The following is a 20,330-nucleotide window of genomic DNA, read 5'->3' on the forward strand; positions in this document are numbered from 1 at the left end:
CCTGAGTGACTGCAGTAGCACGCGCGCCGGTTCCTCTGCCACACAACCGGCATACGTCGTGACAACTTCAGTTCTTTCAATTTCGGGTGGCCGAAACCATAAGCGCAGCAATGACCTCAGGCGAATGAACGCCCGAGAACGTGTATCCCGTGCTGAACACGAAGTGCGGCACGCCCCTTACTCGCGACTGGTGGCGCGACACGCGTCGGCCGATTCCATCGATGCGGCGCACCCATTGCGTCAGATGCGTTTTGAGACTTTCGCCATCCAGACCGCAGTCCTGCCCGAGACGCTCGAGAACCTCGCGGTCTCCAATGTCCTCGCCTTCCAGAAAGTAGGCGACCAGGACGCGGTCGACCAGTGTTGCGCGTTGCGCCTCGCCGAGACGGTTTGCAGCAAAGGCGATCAGTTCATGCGCGGCGGCGGTGTTAGGCAACACGCTGATCCGATCGAATGCAAAGTCGATACCGGCTTCGCTTCCAGCTCGCTGCACTTCTGCGCGCCTTGCGATCACGGCTTCCGGACCGCCGAGGCGCTCGCGACAGAAATCCTGGTACGGCAGGCCATTGAGTGGCGTGTAAGGAAGGAGTTGATGGGACCGCCATCGCACCTTCACCTGTGCGTCGGGGCGCAGTCCGCCAAAGACTGCTATGGCCTTCTCCAGATTGCGTTTTCCAATCAGACACCATGGGCAGATGAAATCGAAAAAGGCGTCGATTGTCAGATTGCGCTTCGAATCGACTTGCCGCCCCACTTTGTTTTCAACGTGCCGTTCCGCCTGGACGATCCAGTTCTGATCACACAAGTTCATCGATCAGTGTCTCCGCCATCGCCCACACACCAAAACCCGCCGCGGGATTGAGGTGCCCCACTTCGCCGAGATCGACGAGGCGACTGCCCCAGTCGGTCGCCATTGCAGATACGCGATTGAACTGCGCAAGCGGATCATTGCGGCTCGCCCCGACGATGCTCGGAAACGGCAAGCGTTTGCGCGGCGTCGGATGCCAGCCGTTTTCGGCCAGTGCATCGATAGTCGGATAACCGGCCGGCAGCGGCGTATCGAGATCGGCCGGCGTGGCGAGCAATGCACCGTGAATCTCGCGGTTGTGCTGCTGTGCCCAGTGAACCGTAATCATCACGCCCGCGCTGTGCGCGACCAGGATTACCGGGCCGTCGATCTTCGCGAGCGCTGCGTCAAGCGCGGCAACGCGTGCCGCGCAACTGAGCTTGTCGTGTTCGAGCGGCGGCACCGAGATTGCATTGGGCAACTTGTGCTGCAACAGGGTTTGCCAGTGGTCCGAGACGTGGTCGCGCAAACCCGGGACCATCAGGATGGTCGGTCTTGTATCGGTAGTCATGAAGCGGTCTTCTTTGCGGTTAATACGGCTTGTCGCCGATAATTCCCGCTCGTTCCATCTTGCGGTGACATGGCGGATAGTCCATCACCGCATAATGCTGCGTGCTGCGGTTGTCCCAGATCGCGATGCTGTTCTTCTGCCAGCGCCAGCGCACCTGGTACTCGGGGATATAGGCCTGACTGATCAGATAGCGCAGCAGATCGCCCGAACCCGGGTTAGCGTCCTGCCCGAAACGCACGCGATCCGGCGTGTGGTAGTTGGTGAAATGCGTGGTGAAAGCACTCACGAACAGAATCTTCTCGCCAGTCTCGGGATGCGTGCGCACGACCGGATGTTCGGCGTCCGGAAACTGCGCCTTGAGTGCATGCCGCTTTTCAATCGGCATCGCGGCACCAAAGCTCGCTTCGATGCTATGTCGCGCGCGCAGGTCGGCAATCTGCGTCTTGATGTGCTCCGGCAGATTCTCGTAAGCGAGTGCCATATTCGCCCACATCGTGTCGCCTCCAACCGGTGGACACTCGACGCACCGAAGGACCGCGCCGAACTGCGGCGCTTCGCGCCAGGTGGCGTCCGCGTGCCATGCGTTTTCGTAACGGTCGTTAGGTTGATCCGGAGTCTTGTAAATGCGCACGAGACCGGGGTACTCGGGGTCGCTACCTGCGACCGGGTGATCTTCCAGGTCGCCAAAGCGTCGGGCGAACGCTACATGCTCGGCGCGTGAGATGTCCTGTCCGCGCAGGAACAGCACGCGATGTTTCAACAGCGCCGCCCGGATCTCACCAAACAGGCCGTTGTCGTGAATGGCGTCGGCGAGATTGACGCCGACTAGTTCTGCGCCGATTGCGCATGTCAATGGTTCGACGTGCATCGCTGGCTCCTTAGATGACGAAGACGGACGAACCCGTCGTCTTGCGCGACTCAAGATCCCGATGCGCCTGCACCGCGTCCTCCAATGCGTAACGCTGGTTCAGCTCGATCCTGATACGGCCGGCAGCGACATGCCCGAATATTTCAGCGGCGAGCTCATTCTTTTCTGCAGGGTCGGCAATGTAGTCTGCCAGCGCCGGACGAGTCAGGAAAAGGGATCCCTTCATTGCGAGAATCTGCGGATTGAACGGCGGGATCGGACCCGACGCCGTGCCGACGCACACCATCAACCCCCTGCGCTTGAGCGAGTCGAGTGATGACTCGAAGGTATCCTTGCCGACGCTGTCGAACACCACATTCACGCCGACGCCGTCGGTCAGTTCGCGCACGCGTTTCGCGACGTCATCGCGGCTGTAATTGATGACGTGATCGCAACCATGCGCGCGTGCCACTTCACCCTTGGCTTCGGTCGACACGGTGCCGATCACGTTGAGCCCAAGCAGCTTCGCCCATTGCGACACGATCAGACCGACGCCACCGGCAGCGGCGTGCAGCAAGATGGTATCGCCCTTCCTGAAGTCGTGGATGCGGCGCATCAGGTAGGCACACGTCAGGCCGCGCATGGTCATGCCGGCGGCCGTTTCGCACGAGATCGTTTCGGGCAGCTTGATGAGAGGCGCAGCCGGGATCAGCCGTTCGGTACTGTAGGCGCCCAGCGTATTGACGAAGCCCGTATAAGTCACGCGGTCGCCTGGCGCGACGTTCGTGACGCCGGCGCCAACGGCCTCGACGATCCCTGCGGCTTCGACGCCCATACCCGCAGGCATCGGCACCGGATACAAACCGCTGCGAAAGTAGGTGTCGGCGAAATTAAGGCCAATCGCCTCGTGGCGCAAACGGACCTGCCCGGCTCCGGGATTGCCCACTTCGACCTCTTCATAACGCAAGACTTCGGGACCACCGGTCTCATGGAAGCGAATCGCTCTAGCCATGTTCAATCTCCTATCCAATACTCAACTGCAAAATGAAATGCACGCGCCGAAGGTCAGGACCTCTGCTCAGCGTACGGCCCGCTCGCGCAGGGCATCCAGACGATCCAGATCACCGGCGTAGTTCCGCCTGCCGATGAAAAATGCAATAGCCGCGACGAGAGGCGCAAACGGCACTAGCTGCAGCGCGCCGAGCAGGCCGATCCGGTCAGCGATGAATCCCGTCAGAATGGCGGCGGGCGCCAGACCCAGCAGATTGTTCGCCAGTGTCAGTGTGGCAAACGCCGACGCGTGAATAGACGGCGGCGTGAGGTTAGCCACCATCGCCCCGGAAGGCCCGCTTGCACCCGCGCTGAAGAACATGCCGAGGCCGATCACCGCGAGTTGCAGCGGACCCGCAGGCATGCGCAAACCGATGATCAGTAACGCGAAGCAAATCAGGCAGAATGCGATCGCAGCCATCCATTTTCTTTCGCGTGCGCGCTTGCTGAGCCGGTCGGCCAGATTCCCACACACCACCATGCCAAGCCCGGTAATCAGCACGAATACCGCAGCACTCATCGCGGCCTTACTGACGGGCATGCCGTAGTAGCGATTCAGGAAGCTCGGCATCCAGGCCCACATTGCGGCGGGAACCAGCAGATGGATGCCACTGCCGATATACGCGCACACTACCGATCGGGTGGAGAAAAGCCCTTTCATCAGCGTGCGCAGACTCATGCGCACGCCCAGACCTTGTACGTGTCTGCCTACGTTTGCCGGCTGAAGCAGCGCAAGCCGCTTCTCGGTGACGATGAACCGATAGACGATTACCAGTACGAGACCCAAGGCCGCCATCGTGCCGAACGCCGAGCGCCAGCCCAGATGAGCCGCCACTGTGCCGCCCAGCGCCATGCCCAGAACCGAACCGAATGCGCCACCAGCCATGAATGTGCCGGTGAGCGTGGAGCGCAGCCGCGCCGGAAATATGCTCAACACGACCGCAATGCCGACACTGCCGTACGCGGCCTCACCGATACCGACGAAAGCGCGCGCAATCAGCATTTCGCCGTGGTTCGTCGCGAGCGCGCAGCCTAGTGTTGCGAGACTCCACATTGCCGCCATCAGCACGATGCTCTTCACGCGTCCCCAGCGGTCCGCGAGTACCGACAACGGGAAGGTGAGCACGCCGACCATCAACGCAACCACGCTGCTCAGCGAACCGAGTTGGGTGTCGGACAAAGCCCAGCTTGCCTTGAGCAGCGGAAAGACGGCATTCAGTACCTGCCGTGACATGTAATCGGAAAGCAGCAATCCTACGGTCAACGCAAAAACCACCCACGCATAGGCGCGGACGTCCGCTTCTTTTACCAGGACATCGCCTGTTGTGTGTTCTACATGCTGCATCAGCATAGTTGTCTCCTCCGCGTCTGGCTCGTCAGCGGTCGTCTTTAGATGACAGCGCAAAGGCTCATTCACCATGACTGCTTCGCCCTGCCCTGCGCCTGTCAAAAATCAGCACCTTCAAAAGCCCGGCACGCTTCACACATCAGCGCGGCGCCTTCATCTCACCGCACGAGGCGGCAACTTTCGACACTCGCAAGTCCGGGTCGGAATCGACCGAGGCATAGGGGATGTCGTGATTGCAAGATACGGGAATCGCGCAATACAATTTAATGATTGCGCGCCATTCTTTTACGAATTGACGCCGCTTAGTGAAAACACCGATGCTCGGCGCAATCGCCGGTCAGCAGTACGTGAGCGGACAGCAAAGCGCGCGCTGCCACGAGGGGAAACGCAATGGAGACGATGCTGCGGTCGGTTGCGATGAGCGGTTATTTCGACGTAACGCGGCGGCTCGGACTTAACCCCGTGGAGCTCGCGCAACAGGTCGGGGTAGATCCGGCTGCGCTTGCAAATCCGGACAGTCGCGTTGCGGTAGCCCCGTGCTGCCGGCTGCTGGAACTCACGGCCAGGATGGCGTCGTCACCAACATTTGCTCTGCAAATGGCCGAAACGCGTCATCAGTTCGGGACAGGTGTGGTCAATGTTCTGCTCGCGCACAAACGCACGTTACGCGACGTGCTGCTAGCCACAGCCGAGTACCGCCATCTGCTCAACGAAGCACTTGCAGTTTATGTCGAAGACGCCGGTGCAACAGTCACGATTCGCGAAGAACTTGTCGTTGATGCCGGTACTCCGACGAATCAGGCGATCGAACTCGCACTCGGAGTTCTCGCTCGCCATTCCAGTGCTCTGCTCGGCGTCCACTGGAAACCGCGCAGCGTTCACTTCACGCACGCCGGTCCCGCCGATCTGACGTTTCACCGACGTTTCTTTGGCTGCCCGATGCAGTTCGGCAGCGACTTCAACGGCTTCGTGTGCGCTGCCGCCGATCTCGACTATCCCAATCCGGCTGCGGACCCGGAACTCGTCCGCTACGCGGAAAGCCTCGCCGCACCACTGAAGCAAGCCGGGACGGATTCGACGGCTCTGGAAGTTCGCAAGGCAATCTACCTCCTGCTGCCTCTGGAGCAAGGTACTGTCGAGCCGGTTGCCCGCCATCTGGGTTTGAGCGTCCGCACGATGCAGCGCCAGTTGGAATTGGTCGAGACCAGTTTCTCAGACCTGGTCGACGAAGTACGGCGAGAACTTGCCGTTCGCTACATGAGCAACTCGCGCTATCCGATCGGACGTGTGGCGGCGCTGCTCGGTTATAGCCAGCAGGGCTCGTTCACGAACTGGTTCAGGTCGCGTTTCGGCATGGCGCCGCGCGACTGGAGAAACAGGCAGGCAAAATGACCGGCGCTGGCGGCCTGCAACAGAACTGTCCCAGCGCTGCTTCTGTATGGACGCAACGCAGGACGTGGTCGGGCAGGCGCAATTGAGTACATCTTGCGCGCTGCCCCACCGCGTTCAGACGGCCTTGCGCAGAAAGCCTTGAGTGCCACCTTTGCGGTTAGGCGCGAAACCGTTGGCCAGCAGCGTTTCTTCCACGGTATCGTAGAACACGCCGATCTTGCTTATATCGCGCGCCTCCTCGGCGGTGGCGATATTGCGGCCGAACTCGCGTGAAATGCGCACCAGTTGCTCGATCTGCTCGACGGAGCTCATCCTCCGCGTGCGCGACTGATTCCACAGGTTGTCTTCGATGCCGCAGCGCACGTGCAGGCCCATCGCGATACCCATCATGTTGACCGGCAACACATTGCGCATCGAGCTTTCCACTGTCAGTACCGCGCCATCGGGCGTAGCGCGCAAGAAGTTGGCAAGGTTATAGATATTCGGCGCGTCCATGCCGCCGCCGATGGCCACCCAGTTCATCACCAGCGGACCCTTGTAGACGCCGCGCCGGATCAACCGCTCGACCGACTCGAAGCTGTTGATGTTGTAGCACTGAAAAGCGCTCTGGATCCCGGCTGCGTTCAAGCGGCGGATGTGCTCTTCTGCCCAGCCCGGCTGGGCGGGCACTGTCATCTCTTTGTACGCATTGTAGACATTGGGATCCTCCATCGAGGTTCCCTTGACGTCGTCGTCTTCCCAATGTTCGACGACGTTCATCTGCGAAGTATTGATCGTCACCGTCACCTGATCGGGTTTTGGATCGAGCTCGGCCAGCATGTGGCGCGTGTCGTCGCTCAGCCATTTGGCCGCGGCACCTTCGGTCTCCGGAGCAAAGCTGATCGAGCCACCGACCTGGATAATCATCTCCGGCACTGCGTTGCGCACGCCAGCAATCAGTTCGTTGAATTTCGACAGCCGCTTGCTGCCTTTGCCGTCAAGTTCGCGGACGTGCAGATGCAATACGGTGGCGCCGGCGTTGTAGCAATCCACTGCCTTCTGGATTTGCTGGTCAATGGTGACGGGGATATCTTCGGGGAAGTCGGAAGGCACCCAAGCCGGCGCATACGGCGCCGCTGTAATGATCAGCGGTTGCTGGTTTTCAGTGTAAAGGGAACCGTCGAGGAAGTTCATGACAGGGTCTCAAAAGGCAGGCTACGGAGGCGGAAAGAGATTGGGCTGCTGAGTGCCTGTCGTTGACAAGGTTCTCGCCCAGCACCGGCATCTCTCCTTTCCGCGAAAACTATGGGACGTTCGCCTTCGCGTCAGACGCGGCAAAAACGAACTCGTCCGACGAAGATACCGTGACCTCAAAACGCGATTTGCCTTTGGGCGCCATAGATTTGTGATTCGATGCCACTACGTGTTTACGCCAACTTCAAGACCGTTCCTGCTGCTCAACGCGCTCGAGCTCCGGCTGTTCTTTAACCCATCGCCAGAACAGCTTGTAACCGACCGCAAGCATCACGGGACCAATGAACAGGCCGATTACCCCGGCTGTCACCATGCCGCCAAGCGCTCCAATCAGCACGACCGGCATTGGCACTGCAACACCGCGCCCAAGCAGTAAAGGCTTCAGTACGTTGTCGGCGAGTCCTGCCACCAGGATATAAACGGAGAAGATAATCGTCGATGCATTCGCCCCTTGCGTGAGTATCACGAAGACGATCACAGGGGCAGTGATCAGCGTGGCGGGCAACTGCATAACGCCGACCAGCAACACCGCGAGCGCGAGCAGACCCGCGCCGGGTATCCCCATGACGACGAACGCGACACCAATGAGCAGCATCTGGATGAACGCAATGCCGACCACGCCTTGGGCGACTGCGCGAACCGTGGTCGTGCACAGGCTGGTTATTTCCAACGCGTTTTCAGGTCCTGAGATGCGCGACGCGATCAACACCGCGCTGCGATGACCCTTCTCCCCGTGCGCCATGAAGATACCCGCGATGATCAACGCGAAGAAAAAAATCAACAGGCCCGCGCCGAGGCCAGTGAGCGTACCGAGCACGGCAAGACCAGCGTCCTTGACTTGCGGCGCGAACCGTTGAGCGAGACCGGTCAGATTAGTCGAGGCCTGCAGCCATAATTCATGCACACGTGGTCCCACTAGCGGCCAACTCGCGACCGATTCGGCAGGCGGCGGGATCGCGAAGCTACCGCTTCTGAGTACTGCGATCATGTGGTCCATCGAATCGGCGATGGCCACGCCCAATAGATAGGTCGGTACCAGAATAACGCCAAACGCGACCAGGATAATCATCGTGGCGACCAGACCATCTCTTCCCGCAAAATGTCGTCGAAGCCTGAGTTGCAGCGGATAGAGAGTAATGGCGAGAATCAACGCCCAGACCATCAGGTTCAGAAACGGGACGAAGATCCGGAAACAGAAAACAGCGAGCACCGCCACGAGTCCGGCGCGGATCAATACGTCAAGCAGCTCTCTCGATAGGCTCCGGGAGCCGGTCGGCGAGATCAGCATCGGAATCTCCTCGCAGATTGTCGCGAAATTCATCTAACGACAAACCAGACTGGCCAGTGACGGAGCATGAACGCGGACACGCACGCTACTTTCGTATTGCGGCAAGCCGCTTACTGGCTCGTGCCGCTGTGTGCGGCAGCAACCGCCGCGTCGCGCTTCTTGTTAGCGGCCGCCTTCTTCTGGTCATAGACTTTCTTTGCAGCCGCGACTTCCCGGTTGTACTCGCGATTGGCTGCTGCGACCTGTTGATGCATTTTCACTATCTCATCCGGATGGTCCGCGGCTGCCGCTGCGGGCGCTGCAGAATTATCTTGCGCCGACGCGAACCCAGGCGGTAGTAGTGCGAGAGATACGGTCATCACTGTTGCAATCGCTTTTTTCATAACGGGCCCCCAATGTGATCTGCTGGTGAGTTTGTCAGTGACAAGCATGCAAGCTTCCAGCGTATATTCGTTGAAGCACGTTTTGTATTGGACTTTGGTCGTACGCGGCGTAATCTTCTCGCGCTTCGCTGTTGGCATCACAACGGTCGCGAGATGTTCTAACAACCTGTTGGGTAGGAGTAGCGGCAGCCACGCGTATAACTCTCATGCTCTCCAATTTCTGGTCGGTCACAACGCACCTTTATTAGTTCGGATATCTATCCAAATCATGGAAGAGCAACCATGTCAGATGGAATCGTTCGGCGCCGAACTACGTCGCGCCGGCCACGTCGGCATAAACCGTCGCGGCCGCGTTTCATTAAGGCGCGCCTGCGTGAATCACTCCAGCTATATCGCGGCTCACTGCCCCAAGAGCGCGATCCGCGGCTGACACCAGCGCGTCGTAACCGTGTCCGTCAATGGGTTGCCGAACCAGCGACTTACCTGCAACCGGCAGCGGTTTGCCAGGGGGAAACACGGCCCAGAGCGCTTCGATGGTTATGGCCTCGCCGGGCGTCGCGTCAAAGCGCATGACGTCCACGCGAACTCGCCACGTACCCGCCGCATCAACGCCCATATTGAAGACCGACACGTGATCCGATGCCAGCAGCGTGGCGAGATCACCTGCGATGGTACGTGCAATGTCCGCCTTCAACGGTTCGCCCCATCGAGCGAACTCGTTGAGCACTACCTGGTTGTTGCCCATGCGCGTGACGATCTGCGGCCGATCGACCACATCGGGAACAGTGACTGGATTGACCACGACATGGACCGGCATCGTGGAGGTCATCGGCGTGAGTGTCGTATCGACCGTCAGCGTATAGAAACTGGCGGTCGGCGAACTGCCGCAGGCGCCCAGCAAGCCGCAAAAAAATACCCCGGCAACGACAGAAGAGATTCGCGTCACGGTTTGTTCTCCTGCTTGCCGCGTACCAGTGCCTCGGGATGCCGCTCCAGATAGTCGGCCAGCGTGCGGACTGCGGCGGCCGTCTGCGCCAACTGGTTCATAGCGTCGGAGACGTTCTGCTGTAGCGCGGAGTCCGGTTGCAGCGCCCCGTTGGCAGAAGTCATCACTCCATGCGCGGCATTCAGGGTGTTTTTCGCTTCTGGAACGACATCGGTGTCGAGATGGGCAAGTAGCGAATTCGCGTTCTGAAGGGTCATCTGCGCGTTCTTGCCGATTGCTTCGAACGGTATCGTATTCAACTTGGCGACCAGACGCGTGACGGAATCCTGAAGCGATTGAAGCGAGCCCGGAACAGTCGGATACTGGGGCGGATTTTTACTCCAATCGATCTTCGCTTTGGGTGCGTCAGGGAAGAAGTCGACGGCAAGATAACGCTGGCCGGTCAGCAGGTTGCCCGTCCTCAATTGCAGCCGCAAGCCCCGTGCAACCAGATAATCCGCGAATTCGCGGGTGTCCTTGACGACTGGGCTGCCAGTCGGACCGCTTTCATAGCGGTTCGTAAACCGCTCGGGATAGTAGGCTACTTCCACCACGATACTCAGCTTCCTGCTCTCGCGGTCGAATCGGGTATAGATGCCACTCACCTCGCCAATCGTAATGCCGCGAAAATCGAGCGGCGCGCCGACAGTCAACCCGCGCACTGAATCGTCGAATTCGGCGACGAACCGGGTGACGATCCGGTCATGACGCTTCATGGCCTCACCGAAGTTCTCGAACAGCGTGAAGGTCGTCTGTGCGGCCGCTTGAGGTTGATCGAGCGAGTGCTCCGGCGTATCGAACGCAACCCCGCCAATGATGATCGATACGAGCGATTGCGCGTTGAGCCGTACCCCGTTGCTGTCGAGAGCGACGTCCACCCCGCTGGCATGCCAGAAGCGCGTGTCGGGTCTGACGAACTTGTCGTAGGGCGCATTGATGAATACGTGCAACGTTACGCCCCTGCCGTCAGGATCGAGAGCATAGGAGGTGATCTGTCCGACCTGCAGCCGCCGATAAAAGATCGGTGTGCCGGCATCGAGCGAACCCATGTTCTGGCTTCGCAGCACAAACTCGCGACCGGGCACATCGCTCGAGATCACAGGTGGAACTTCGAGACCGGTGAAGGTCTGGCGCGGCTTGGCGGAGCCGCCCGCGTCCATGCCGACGAACGATCCCGACAGCAGAGTGCCGAGCCCGGACACGGTGCCGCCCGAGATCCGTGGGCGCACGACCCAGAAACGCGTGTCGTCGACGAGCAGGTCCGATGCATCCTTCACCACCTCCGCAGTTGCAATCACGTGCTTGTGATCTCTCGAAAGGCTGACTCCCTTGATAACGCCGATATCGACTTCCCTGAACTTGATTTTTGTCTTGCCGGCTTCGAGTCCGTCGCCTGTGTTGAACATGATGGTGATCTGCGGCCCCTGATCGAGTACCGCCTTGACGGCAAGCCAACCGCCGATCAGCACGGCGATGATCGGCACCAGCCATACGACCTGGGGCCGCCAACGCGCGCGGGGCGCGACGATGGCTACGGGGACGTCAGGCGGCTCAGGCGTGTTTAGGTTGTCCGGCATGATCCGGCCCGTCCGCGTCCCAGATCAGACGCGAGTCGAACGACATGGCGGCGAACATGGTCAATACGACGACCGCGCCGAACGCGACCGCGGCCAGGCCCGCCTGGATAGTGGCCAGCGCCTTGAACTGCACCAGGGCCACCAGCATGGTGATGACATAAATATCGAGCATCGACCAGCGCCCGACCAGTTCAACCACTCTGTAGATGCGCGTACGTTGTTCGGGATTCCAGCGCGAGTGAACCTGAGTGGAGATCGACAGAAAGGCAATGGCGATAATTTTCAGCATCGGCACTGCGACGCTCGCGACGAACACCACGAGGGCGAGCAACCACGAGCCGGACGTCCAGAGATAAACGACACCGCTCATGATCGTGTCCTTCTCCGCGCCGAACAGCGAGCTGGTGTACATCACCGGCAACACGTTGGCGGGGATATACAGCACCATCGCCGCGAGCAGAAATGCCCACGTGCGCGCCAGGCTGTCCGGCTTGCGAAAGTGCACCGACGCGCCGCAGCGCGAACAGCACAGACCCTGCGCGTGGGCGGGTGCCTTCACCAGTAAGCCGCAGTCATGACACTGCATCAGACCGCACCGCGCGGCGCTCAGCCAGCCGCGCGGTAGAGACAGCGAGCCACCCGTCTGCCCGCCAGGGTTCTGAAGTGCAGTAATTCTCGCCCACAGGTCGCGCGAATCGAACGCGGCGCTCGCAGCGGCGAGGACCAGCATCAATATGCCAAACGACCACAGTCCAACGTCTACAACGACGCTCGCGATGTGGGCGAGTTTGACGAGCGCCACCAGCAAACCGATGATCAGCACTTCAGTCATGCCCCATGGCTGAGCCAGGCGAGCCAGCCGGAACACCGTGGCTGCCCCCCACGGCACGCGGTTGAACCGCAACGGTATGAGCATCCATAGCATCGAGGCGACTTGCACAGCAGGAATGGCAACAGTGGTCAAAAAGACCAGCAGCGCGATCGGCCACATCCCGTCGATGTACAGAACATCCACTGCGCCGATCAGCGTCGTTTCGACCAACGTGCCGTTTACCGACAGTCCGACAATCGGATAGGAGTTGGCAATCGCGAGCAGCACCGCCGCCCCGAGCGACAGGGCCAATGCATTTCCGAGCGAATTTGCCCTGTTCCTGTAAAGCTCGCCATGACAACGCCGGCAACGCAACACGCCGCCTTCGGGAAGGTCGGCATCGACCTGGAGCAGGTCGCATTCATGGCATGCGAGGAGCCTGGCGTGCGTCATCGCGGCGCCTCGGTAGCCGGCACGCCAGCCATAGGCTGCGGGGCAGGCGGTTGAGTCATCTCTTCGGCCTTGACGACCCAGCCGCCGCCCATCGCCTTGTAAAGACGCACGAACGACGTCAATTCGGCGCCCTGGGTCTGTGTATAGCTCAGTTGCGCGTTGAACAGACTGCGCTCGGCGTCGAGCACCTCGATGTAACTCGTGTAGCCGCCTTCGTAGCGCAGCCGCGCAAGGTGCGAGTAGCTGGACAGCGCGGTAACCTGATCCTGCTGGATTCCCAATTGCTCGCGGGATTTCTGCAGCGCGATGAGCGCGTCCGCGACTTCCTGAAACGCAACCTGAATCGCCTTCTGATACGCAAACAGCGCTTCCTGTTGACGTGCCTCCGCCTGATGAACCTGCCCTTCGATGTTGCCGGCAGTGAAGATAGGCAGCGACACGGCGCCGGCGAAAGACCATACACGCGCCGGCCCGGTGAACAGGTTCGAGAATTGGGTGCTGACGGAACCGAACAGCCCCGTTAGCGAGATCGACGGAAAATACAGCGCCCGCGCCGCGCCGATCAATGCATTTTGCGCCACCAGGTTCTGCTCGGCCTGGAGCACATCCGGACGGCGTTCGAGCAGTTCGGACGGCAGACTGGACGGAATCGCGGGCGCGGTCAGCGCGTCCAGATCGTGTCCACGCAAAATCGGCTCGGGATTGCGTCCGAGCAGCACGGCAAGCGCGTCTTCCTGCACTCCGATCTGGGTTTCCAACTCCGGAATAGTGGCTAATGCCGCCTGATACTCAGACTGGCTTTGTGCCAATTCCATCTGCGACACCTCGCCGCCCGCGAAACGCAGCGTGAATACCTTGACCGATTCGGCCCGGCTCTCCACCGTAGCCTTCGCGATGTCCAGCTGCCGGTCGAGGCTGCGCAGATTGATATACGACGAAGCAACCGACGCTACCAGCGAGAGAATCGTGCCGCGGCGACCCTCTTCGCTCGCGAGCAGATTCGCACGAGCAGCTTCGGTCTCGCGCCTCGTCTTGCCAAACAGGTCGATTTCCCAAGCCGCCGAGACGCTCGCGTCGAACTGGTTGTAGACCGGGTTCACATTCGCCGGCAGCGGCACCCCGCCGCTCAGCGTTGCGCGCTGGCGTGACGCATTGAAGTTCGCCCCCACCTGCGGGAAAAGTCCTGAGCGGGTTGTCACGAACTGCCCGCGAAACTCTTCTACGCGCGCGGCGGCGATCTTGACGTCGAGGTTATCCGCGAGCGCGGCAGCGATCAGATCGTTGAGAACAGGGTCTCCAAACTGTTCCCACCAGGCCGTGTTCGCGGTGTCGGCCGTCTCCTGGATGCTGAAACGGAAGGTAGCGGGCACATCGACTTTGGGCCGCGCGTAGTCCGGTCCAAGCAGACAGCCAGTCAGCGACAGCGAGGCGAGCCCCGTCAGAAGCACAACGCCAACGCTCGCAAAGTGCGTGGTGCGCATGTCAGTCACCCTCGCGCTGTGCGGACGGCGTGACCTTCGGCGTGCCCGGACCGCCCGCTACAGGCGCCGAACCTCCCGGGGTGCTTGGGTCTGCTCCCGGCTTCTCCTTGGGGCCGCTTTTACGCGACGACCAGGTTTCAAGCAGGTAATAGAACATCGGAATGAAAAATACCGCGATGACGGTCGCGCCCAGCATCCCGCCGATCACACCAGTGCCGATCGAATGCCGGCTGTTTGCCGACGCGCCCACTGCAATAGCAAGCGGCACACAGCCGAGAATAAAGGCAAGCGACGTCATCACGATCGGACGCAACCGCTCTTCGGACGCTCGCAAGGTAGCATCGAGCACCGACGCGCCTCCTTCCCGGTTGATCACCGCGAACTCGAAGATCAGAATTGCATTCTTCGCCGCGAGCGCGACCAGCATCGTGAGGCCGATCTGGAAATAGATATCGTTTTCGAGGCCCCGCATCAGGATAGCGAGGAGCGCGCCGAACAGCGCGAACGGCACGGCCATTAGCACGCCGACCGGCAACGACCATTTCTCGTACTGGCCGGCGAGGATCAGGAACACCATCACGAGCCCGAAGATGAAAACGATGCCCGACGTTCCCCCGGATTTACGCGCCTCATAAGCCTCACCGCTCCAGGCGACGCCGTAGCCGGCCGGCATTTCGGTGGCAACCTGTTCGAGTGCAGCGATCACCTGGCCCGAACTGAAATCCGGCGCGGCATTCGCCGTCACGAGCACGGCCGGGAAGTTGTTGAAGCGCGTGAGCAGATCGGGACCCGTGACATACCGGTAGGTCGCGACCGCTCTTAGCGGCACCATCGTACCGGTCTTGCTGCGAACAAATATCTGGTCGAGGTCCTGTGGTCTGAGCCGATAAACCGGATCGGCTTGCAGGATGACTTGCCATAGCCGGCTCGACCGGTTGAACTGGGACACGTAAAGGGAACCAAACATCGTCTGCATCGAGCTATATACGTCTTCGATCGGCACGCCGAGTGTCTGGGCTCTTTCCCTGTCCACCTCGACCAGCAACTGCTGTGACGACGCATTGAAGGTCGTCGTGACGCGTGCAAGCTCAGGCCGTTTTCTGGCCCGCTCGATAAACTGCTGCACGACCCCGGCAAGCTGCGCGATCGACGCGTCGCCCTTGCTCTGAATCCATACTTCGGTGCCGCCGGTCGTGCCGAGCCCCGGAATTGACGGTGGATTAACCGGAATCACGACGCCCGCCGTTATCTTCGACAAGGTCTGATACGCATCGACCAGCACGGCCCTCGCATTCTGGGTTTCGCGATTGGCGTGCGTGTAGCGCTCGTCGAAACCTTTCAGGCCGATGAAAAAGGTACTCGCATTGTTTTTGTTCTGCACGTCAAGCAGACTGTATCCATCGACCGTCGTGATACTGCCGACCGCGTCCTGTTTCATGAAGTATTCAGTCACCCGGTCAGACACCGCCCCGGTCCGATCCAGGCTCGCCGCGTCCGGCATCTGGATTGCGCCGAGAAGATAGCCTTGATCTTCCGGCGGAAGAAATGCGCTCGGAACGGATTTGACCATCACGACGGTCAGCGCGATCATCGCGCCAAACACCAGCAACGCGAGAACGAAGCGCTTGATGACGAACTGAATCGCGCGGGAGTAGCTTGCGGTCATCCGTGCGAACGCGTTGTCGAACCAGCGGAAGAAGCCTTTCTTTTCCTTGTGAGTACTTTTGAGCAATAGCGCGGCGAGTGCCGGCGACAGTGTCAGCGCGACGATGCCCGAGATCACCACCGAAATCGCAATCGTAATCGCGAACTGCTTGTACAACTGGCCAGTAATGCCACTCACGAACGCCACCGGCACGAACACCGCGCACAGCACAAGCACGATCGCGATCACCGGACCCGCCACTTCGTCCATCGCGAGCTTGGCCGCGTCTTTCGGATTGAGCTTGTGAACGGTCATGTTGCGTTCGACGTTCTCGATCACCACGATCGCGTCGTCGACCACGATACCGATGGCAAGCACCATCCCGAAGAGGGTCAGCATGTTGATCGAAAATCCGAGCAAGGCCATTCCCATGCAGGTGCCGACAATCGAAATCGGCACTGCCAGCACTGGAATCAACGTCGCCCTGAGGCTTTGCAGGAAAACGAACACCACGATCACCACCAGCACCAGCGCTTCGAAAAACGTATGGATCACATCGGATATGGACGCGCGCGTGAATTCCGTGGTGTCCATTGCAATGTCGTACTGGATGCCCTCGGGAAACGACTGCTTGAGTTGGGCAAGCGTGGCGCGAACCTGCTTCGACACGTCTAGCGCATTCGCGCCCGGTTGCTGATAGACGGCGATGATCGTGGCCGGTTTGCCCTGAAAGCGACTGCGAATGGAGTAGTCCTTCTGTCCCAGTTCGGCATGTCCGACGTCCTTCAGCCTCACGATAGCCGAGCCTTCGCTAGCGGCACGCAGGATAATGTTCTCGAACTCCGCCGGTTCGGCGAGGCGCCCAGTGGTCGTGACCGCAAACGACTGTTCAACCGGGGTGCCGGTCGGCGACTGTCCAATGCGCCCTACAGCGAATTGCTGGTTCTGGGCCTGGACAGCGTTCTGCACGTCGGTCGCGGTGATGCCCAGCTGCGCCATACGATCAGGCTTGAGCCAGACACGCATCGCATAGTCCGGAGTGCCGAAGATGCTCGACTGGTTCGCGCCCGGAATCCGCTTGAGCGCATCGAGCACGTAGATGTTCGCGAAGTTCGCAATGTACGTGCTGGTGAAGCGCTGGTCCGGCGAGTAGATCGCGATGACCATCATGAACGCCGACGACTTCTTCTGCACCTGTACACCCTGCGCCTGAACTGATTGCGGCAGCTGCGGCAACGCAAGGTTCACGCGATTCTGCACGTCGACCTGCGCGAGCTGCGGGTTGGTGCCGATTTCAAAGAAGGCGTTGATCGTCAGATTTCCCGTCGATGAACTCGACGAGTTCATGTAGATCATGTTGTCGGCGCCGTTCACCTGCTGTTCGATTGGCGCGGCCACGTTATTCGCGACGACGTCTGCACTCGCCCCAGGATAGGTGGCGGAGATCGTAATCTGCGGCGGCGTGATGTCCGGATATTGGGCGACGGGCAGCGCGAACATCGTCAACGCACCGCCGAGCGTAATCACAATCGAGATTACAGACGCAAAAATCGGCCGGTCGATGCAGTAGTGGGAAATGCTCATCGTCGCCGTCCTTTACTGGGACGCGCTGGTGCCGGAGACCGGCTCCGTCGCGGCTGTTTTGGGTCCACTAGCCTGGCCGCCTGGTTCCTGCTGTCCGCTGTCCGCGACGGCCGGCCGGTCAACGATCTTGAGCGGCGCCCCGGCCGTGACGCGGATTGCACCGTCTACTACGACACGCTCACCAGGCTTCAGTCCGTCGGTGATGAACCAGTCGTCGCCTTGCCATTCCCCGACTTCGACCACGCGCTGACGGCCTTTAGATTCGGCGTCCACCACCCAGAGAAAATGGCTTTTCGAGCCCTGCAAAACCGCTCGCTGAGGAACCAGGATTGCATTCGGCCGGATCGCTCCGGCCACGCGCGCCCGCACGAACTGCCCAGGTCGCAGCACAGCTTTAGGATTGTCGAAGACGGCCCGTACCAGGAACGTGCCCGTTTCAGTGCTGAATGCGGGATTGGCGAAATCGATCGAGCCGTGTTCTGCATACACAGAACCGTCGGCGAGAACGAGAGACACCGTGAAGTTGTTTTCGGGCGGAAAGCGCAGATGTCCTGTCGCAATCTGGTCGCGGTACCTCAGCATTTCATTCTCGGACACACTGAAGTTCACCCAGATCGGATTGAGTTGATACACAGTGGTGAGCAGCCCCGACTGAGTCGCCGTCACATAGCTGCCGTCCTGCTGTTTGGCGAAGCTCGACAGGCCCGTTAGCGGCGATTTGATCGTCGTGTAGCTGAGATTCAACAGAGCCGTATCCACTTCGCCTTTGGCTGCAATAACGGCTGCGGCGGCTTGTGCCTCGCCGCCAACGGCATCGTCGAGATCCTTCTTGCTCAATGCGTTCTGCGCAACCAGCGGTTGCACGCGGGCCAGGTTGGCTTTTGCGACCTGGTACCGCGCCTGCTGCTGCGACAACTGGCCTTTGGCCGTTTGCAGCGCGGCCTCGAATGGCTTCCGGTCCATCAGAAACATCGTCTCTCCGGACTTCACCAACGACCCTTCTACATAGGTGCGACGATCGAGAAAGCCGTCTACGCGAGCGCGGATCTGCACTTCGCGTGAGCTCTCGGTCTGCGCGGTGAACTCGAATACGACCGGCGTATCGCGAGGCGTGATCGTCATCACCGTGACCTCTGGCGCACTTGCCGCCGGCAATGCCTCCTTCTTGCCGCATCCGGCGACGAATGCAAGCAACGCGAGCAACGTAACCAGCAGTGTGAGCGTGGGGCGGACCGGCGCGACGCTTGCGTTACCCGTGGCGTCAAGAGCGTGACTGTGGAGCGCAAGCAACCGTGTGCTTTGCGCGGCGAGACGGCGGGCATGCGTCGGGCGACCGGGCACGATCACATGCGAGGCGGTGACGAGCGCGCGCGACAAGCGCAAAGCGCGGGCAACAGAGGCCATATTCATCGGGGCGATCCCACTGATTGCGTCCGGGCTTTTCATATCCGCGTTCTCCGGATGACGTCAGCGCGGCTGACGGCTGCATAGATTGCAGTGTGGTTATCCGACAATGTCCGGACAATCGGACTTTGGTCTCATACGTTCCGTACGAAGACGACGCTGCTACGCCGCCGCTCAACGGAGAGCGGCCTCAGGGCACGGGCGGGAAACCCGTCGCCGCCTGAACCGCGCGGATTAGCGCGGCACCGTCGAACGGTTTGCGCAGATAGTCGATGGCGCCGGCGGCGAGCACTTGCGCGCGAACCGACGGGTCGTCGTGGGCGGTGATGATGATGACCGGCATCCCCGAACCGGACAGTTGGCGCTGCACTTCGACGCCGCCAACGCCGGGCATCAGGACATCGAGGATCACGCAGTCGGGCCGGTACGATGCATCGGTCGACAGCCTGTTCAGAAATGCCTCGCCGCTCGAGAACGCCTCCGCGTCGATGCCAGCGGATCTCAACAGGCGCTTGATCGCCCGTCCGACCGATTCTTCATCGTCGACAACCGCTGCGGTCGGAGTGAGATTGGCCATGTGGTACGTTCGGGCTCGTTAGGCGATGTCGCAACGCGATCGTGCAGTCCGAGCCTAACGAATTCACTGGAGATATGAAATAGGACTTTGGTCCACCAAGACCAATCAGGTGCACCGGATTACGACTGGTGGTTACGCGTCAGCGGCACCGCGCGCGATGTGTGAATGCCAGCAGCGCTGGCGTACAGGATGTCTGAAATTTTGATTCGCACCAGCACCGATGAGGCGCGACCTCATCTGCATGGCGCCTGCTCGAACGCAGTCAGCGATATGAGGCGGTCGTGTCCGTCGCGGTCGCGGATTCCGCTTTTTCCGCGAGGCGGACGAGTTCCGCGAGCGAGCCGGCTTTCATTTTTTCCATCACACGCGCACGGTGAATCTTGATGGTCTTTTCTGCTGCGCCCAACTCGCTCGCGACCTGCTTGTTCAGGTAACCCGCCACGACGAGCGTCATCACCTCGTGCTCGCGCGGCGTAAGCTGCTTGACCCGGCTCTGAATGTCCTGCAGTTCGCTGCGCCAACCGAATAGCCGTCGCGCGCGTTCGAGCGCGCGTTCGATTGCGTCGAGCAATACGCTGTCGGTCACCGGTTTTGGCAGGAAGTCTGTCGCTCCTCCTTTCATTGCGTCGACGGCGGAACTCATATTGCCGTGTCCAGACATGAAAATGATCGGTAGCCACTCATGTAACTGATGCTGCAAAGCTAATCCGCTGAGTCCCGGCAGTTGCAGGTCCAGCAGCAGACAGGCAGGGCCGCCGTTCGGATCGAAACGTTCGATAAACGTCTCCGCGCTCTCGAAGGTCTGCACGGAATAACCGGACAGCCGGATCAGTCGCGCCAGAGCAGATCTGACGTGCTCGTCGTCGTCGACGACGAATACCATCGGAGTGACTTCAGTCATGGTGTTTGAACAG

17 protein-coding genes are annotated in these 20,330 nt (G+C 60.3%); 1 reads left to right on the forward strand and 16 read right to left on the reverse strand.

Annotation, left to right across the window (positions count from 1 at the left end):
• Nucleotides 1–76 precede the first annotated feature (76 nt).
• The 5 genes from J2W46_RS05420 to J2W46_RS05440 form a co-directional block, all read right to left on the reverse strand.
• Nucleotides 77–811, reverse strand: a complete 735-nt coding sequence (locus tag J2W46_RS05420) for a DsbA family oxidoreductase (RefSeq protein ID WP_310351934.1) — start codon at nt 809–811, stop codon at nt 77–79.
• On the reverse strand, nt 798–1,358 hold the full coding sequence (locus tag J2W46_RS05425; RefSeq protein ID WP_310351936.1) for an RBBP9/YdeN family alpha/beta hydrolase: 561 nt from the start codon (nt 1,356–1,358) through the stop codon (nt 798–800). Before J2W46_RS05425 ends, J2W46_RS05420 begins: the two co-directional genes overlap by 14 nt.
• A gap of 19 nt (nt 1,359–1,377) precedes the next feature.
• Nucleotides 1,378–2,226 (reverse strand): TauD/TfdA dioxygenase family protein, encoded by an 849-nt coding sequence (locus tag J2W46_RS05430; protein WP_310066148.1) that lies wholly within the window; start codon nt 2,224–2,226, stop codon nt 1,378–1,380.
• Between the two features lie 10 nt (nt 2,227–2,236).
• Entirely contained in the window at nt 2,237–3,217 is a 981-nt protein-coding gene (locus J2W46_RS05435) for a quinone oxidoreductase family protein (protein WP_310351939.1), read from the reverse strand.
• 66 nt (nt 3,218–3,283) lie between these two features.
• Nucleotides 3,284–4,606, reverse strand: coding sequence for an MFS transporter (locus J2W46_RS05440; protein ID WP_310351942.1), 1,323 nt, complete (start codon nt 4,604–4,606; stop codon nt 3,284–3,286).
• Between the two features lie 387 nt (nt 4,607–4,993).
• On the opposite strand from J2W46_RS05440, the gene J2W46_RS05445 reads away from it, so the two are divergent.
• Nucleotides 4,994–5,995: an AraC family transcriptional regulator gene (locus J2W46_RS05445; RefSeq protein WP_020066904.1), complete on the forward strand. Its 1,002-nt coding sequence runs from the start codon at nt 4,994–4,996 to the stop codon at nt 5,993–5,995.
• 114 nt (nt 5,996–6,109) lie between these two features.
• Here the strand turns inward: J2W46_RS05445 and J2W46_RS05450 are convergent, their stop codons facing one another.
• The 11 genes from J2W46_RS05450 to J2W46_RS05500 all read right to left on the reverse strand — a co-directional run bounded on the left by J2W46_RS05450 (nt 6,110) and on the right by J2W46_RS05500 (nt 20,317).
• Nucleotides 6,110–7,168: a BKACE family enzyme gene (locus J2W46_RS05450; RefSeq protein WP_310351945.1), complete on the reverse strand. Its 1,059-nt coding sequence runs from the start codon at nt 7,166–7,168 to the stop codon at nt 6,110–6,112.
• Nucleotides 7,169–7,412: 244 nt separating this feature from the next.
• On the reverse strand, nt 7,413–8,516 hold the full coding sequence (locus J2W46_RS05455) for an AI-2E family transporter (protein ID WP_310352071.1): 1,104 nt from the start codon (nt 8,514–8,516) through the stop codon (nt 7,413–7,415).
• 110 nt (nt 8,517–8,626) lie between these two features.
• Nucleotides 8,627–8,899, reverse strand: a complete 273-nt coding sequence (locus tag J2W46_RS05460) for a hypothetical protein (protein WP_027804451.1) — start codon at nt 8,897–8,899, stop codon at nt 8,627–8,629.
• 358 nt (nt 8,900–9,257) lie between these two features.
• Entirely contained in the window at nt 9,258–9,845 is a 588-nt protein-coding gene (locus J2W46_RS05465) for a PqiC family protein (RefSeq protein ID WP_020066908.1), read from the reverse strand.
• The gene (locus J2W46_RS05470) at nt 9,842–11,461 is read right to left on the reverse strand and encodes a PqiB family protein (protein ID WP_310351946.1); all 1,620 of its coding nucleotides are present in this window, start codon (nt 11,459–11,461) and stop codon (nt 9,842–9,844) included. Before J2W46_RS05470 ends, J2W46_RS05465 begins: the two co-directional genes overlap by 4 nt.
• On the reverse strand, nt 11,436–12,725 hold the full coding sequence (locus tag J2W46_RS05475) for a paraquat-inducible protein A (protein WP_310351948.1): 1,290 nt from the start codon (nt 12,723–12,725) through the stop codon (nt 11,436–11,438). Before J2W46_RS05475 ends, J2W46_RS05470 begins: the two co-directional genes overlap by 26 nt.
• Nucleotides 12,722–14,206, reverse strand: coding sequence for an efflux transporter outer membrane subunit (locus J2W46_RS05480; RefSeq protein WP_310351950.1), 1,485 nt, complete (start codon nt 14,204–14,206; stop codon nt 12,722–12,724). The genes J2W46_RS05475 and J2W46_RS05480 overlap by 4 nt, the downstream gene beginning before the upstream one ends.
• A 1-nt stretch (nt 14,207) precedes the next feature.
• Nucleotides 14,208–17,435 carry an efflux RND transporter permease subunit gene (locus J2W46_RS05485; protein WP_020066912.1) on the reverse strand — a complete coding sequence of 1,076 codons (3,228 nt, stop codon included), beginning with the start codon at nt 17,433–17,435 and terminating at the stop codon, nt 14,208–14,210.
• A gap of 12 nt (nt 17,436–17,447) precedes the next feature.
• Complete coding sequence (locus tag J2W46_RS05490) at nt 17,448–18,881, reverse strand: efflux RND transporter periplasmic adaptor subunit (protein WP_310351952.1); 1,434 nt, start codon at nt 18,879–18,881, stop codon at nt 17,448–17,450.
• 148 nt (nt 18,882–19,029) lie between these two features.
• Entirely contained in the window at nt 19,030–19,416 is a 387-nt protein-coding gene (locus tag J2W46_RS05495; RefSeq protein ID WP_020066914.1) for a response regulator transcription factor, read from the reverse strand.
• 262 nt (nt 19,417–19,678) lie between these two features.
• On the reverse strand, nt 19,679–20,317 hold the full coding sequence (locus J2W46_RS05500) for a response regulator transcription factor (protein WP_310351956.1): 639 nt from the start codon (nt 20,315–20,317) through the stop codon (nt 19,679–19,681).
• Nucleotides 20,318–20,330: the final 13 nt, after the last annotated feature.

Origin of the sequence: Paraburkholderia strydomiana (assembly GCF_031456815.1) — a bacterium.
GTDB classification, from domain to species: domain Bacteria; phylum Pseudomonadota; class Gammaproteobacteria; order Burkholderiales; family Burkholderiaceae; genus Paraburkholderia; species Paraburkholderia caledonica.

Coding starts and splice junctions, on each gene's coding strand:
- J2W46_RS05420 (WP_310351934.1), bottom strand. CDS start 811: ATGAACTTGTGTGATCAGAACTGGATCGTCCAGGCGGAACGGCACGTT.
- J2W46_RS05425 (WP_310351936.1), bottom strand. CDS start 1,358: ATGACTACCGATACAAGACCGACCATCCTGATGGTCCCGGGTTTGCGC.
- J2W46_RS05430 (WP_310066148.1), bottom strand. CDS start 2,226: ATGCACGTCGAACCATTGACATGCGCAATCGGCGCAGAACTAGTCGGC.
- J2W46_RS05435 (WP_310351939.1), bottom strand. CDS start 3,217: ATGGCTAGAGCGATTCGCTTCCATGAGACCGGTGGTCCCGAAGTCTTG.
- J2W46_RS05440 (WP_310351942.1), bottom strand. CDS start 4,606: ATGCTGATGCAGCATGTAGAACACACAACAGGCGATGTCCTGGTAAAA.
- J2W46_RS05445 (WP_020066904.1), top strand. CDS start 4,994: ATGGAGACGATGCTGCGGTCGGTTGCGATGAGCGGTTATTTCGACGTA.
- J2W46_RS05450 (WP_310351945.1), bottom strand. CDS start 7,168: ATGAACTTCCTCGACGGTTCCCTTTACACTGAAAACCAGCAACCGCTG.
- J2W46_RS05455 (WP_310352071.1), bottom strand. CDS start 8,516: ATGCTGATCTCGCCGACCGGCTCCCGGAGCCTATCGAGAGAGCTGCTT.
- J2W46_RS05460 (WP_027804451.1), bottom strand. CDS start 8,899: ATGAAAAAAGCGATTGCAACAGTGATGACCGTATCTCTCGCACTACTA.
- J2W46_RS05470 (WP_310351946.1), bottom strand. CDS start 11,461: ATGCCGGACAACCTAAACACGCCTGAGCCGCCTGACGTCCCCGTAGCC.
- J2W46_RS05475 (WP_310351948.1), bottom strand. CDS start 12,725: ATGACGCACGCCAGGCTCCTCGCATGCCATGAATGCGACCTGCTCCAG.
- J2W46_RS05480 (WP_310351950.1), bottom strand. CDS start 14,206: ATGCGCACCACGCACTTTGCGAGCGTTGGCGTTGTGCTTCTGACGGGG.
- J2W46_RS05485 (WP_020066912.1), bottom strand. CDS start 17,435: ATGAGCATTTCCCACTACTGCATCGACCGGCCGATTTTTGCGTCTGTA.
- J2W46_RS05490 (WP_310351952.1), bottom strand. CDS start 18,881: ATGAAAAGCCCGGACGCAATCAGTGGGATCGCCCCGATGAATATGGCC.
- J2W46_RS05495 (WP_020066914.1), bottom strand. CDS start 19,416: ATGGCCAATCTCACTCCGACCGCAGCGGTTGTCGACGATGAAGAATCG.
- J2W46_RS05500 (WP_310351956.1), bottom strand. CDS start 20,317: ATGACTGAAGTCACTCCGATGGTATTCGTCGTCGACGACGACGAGCAC.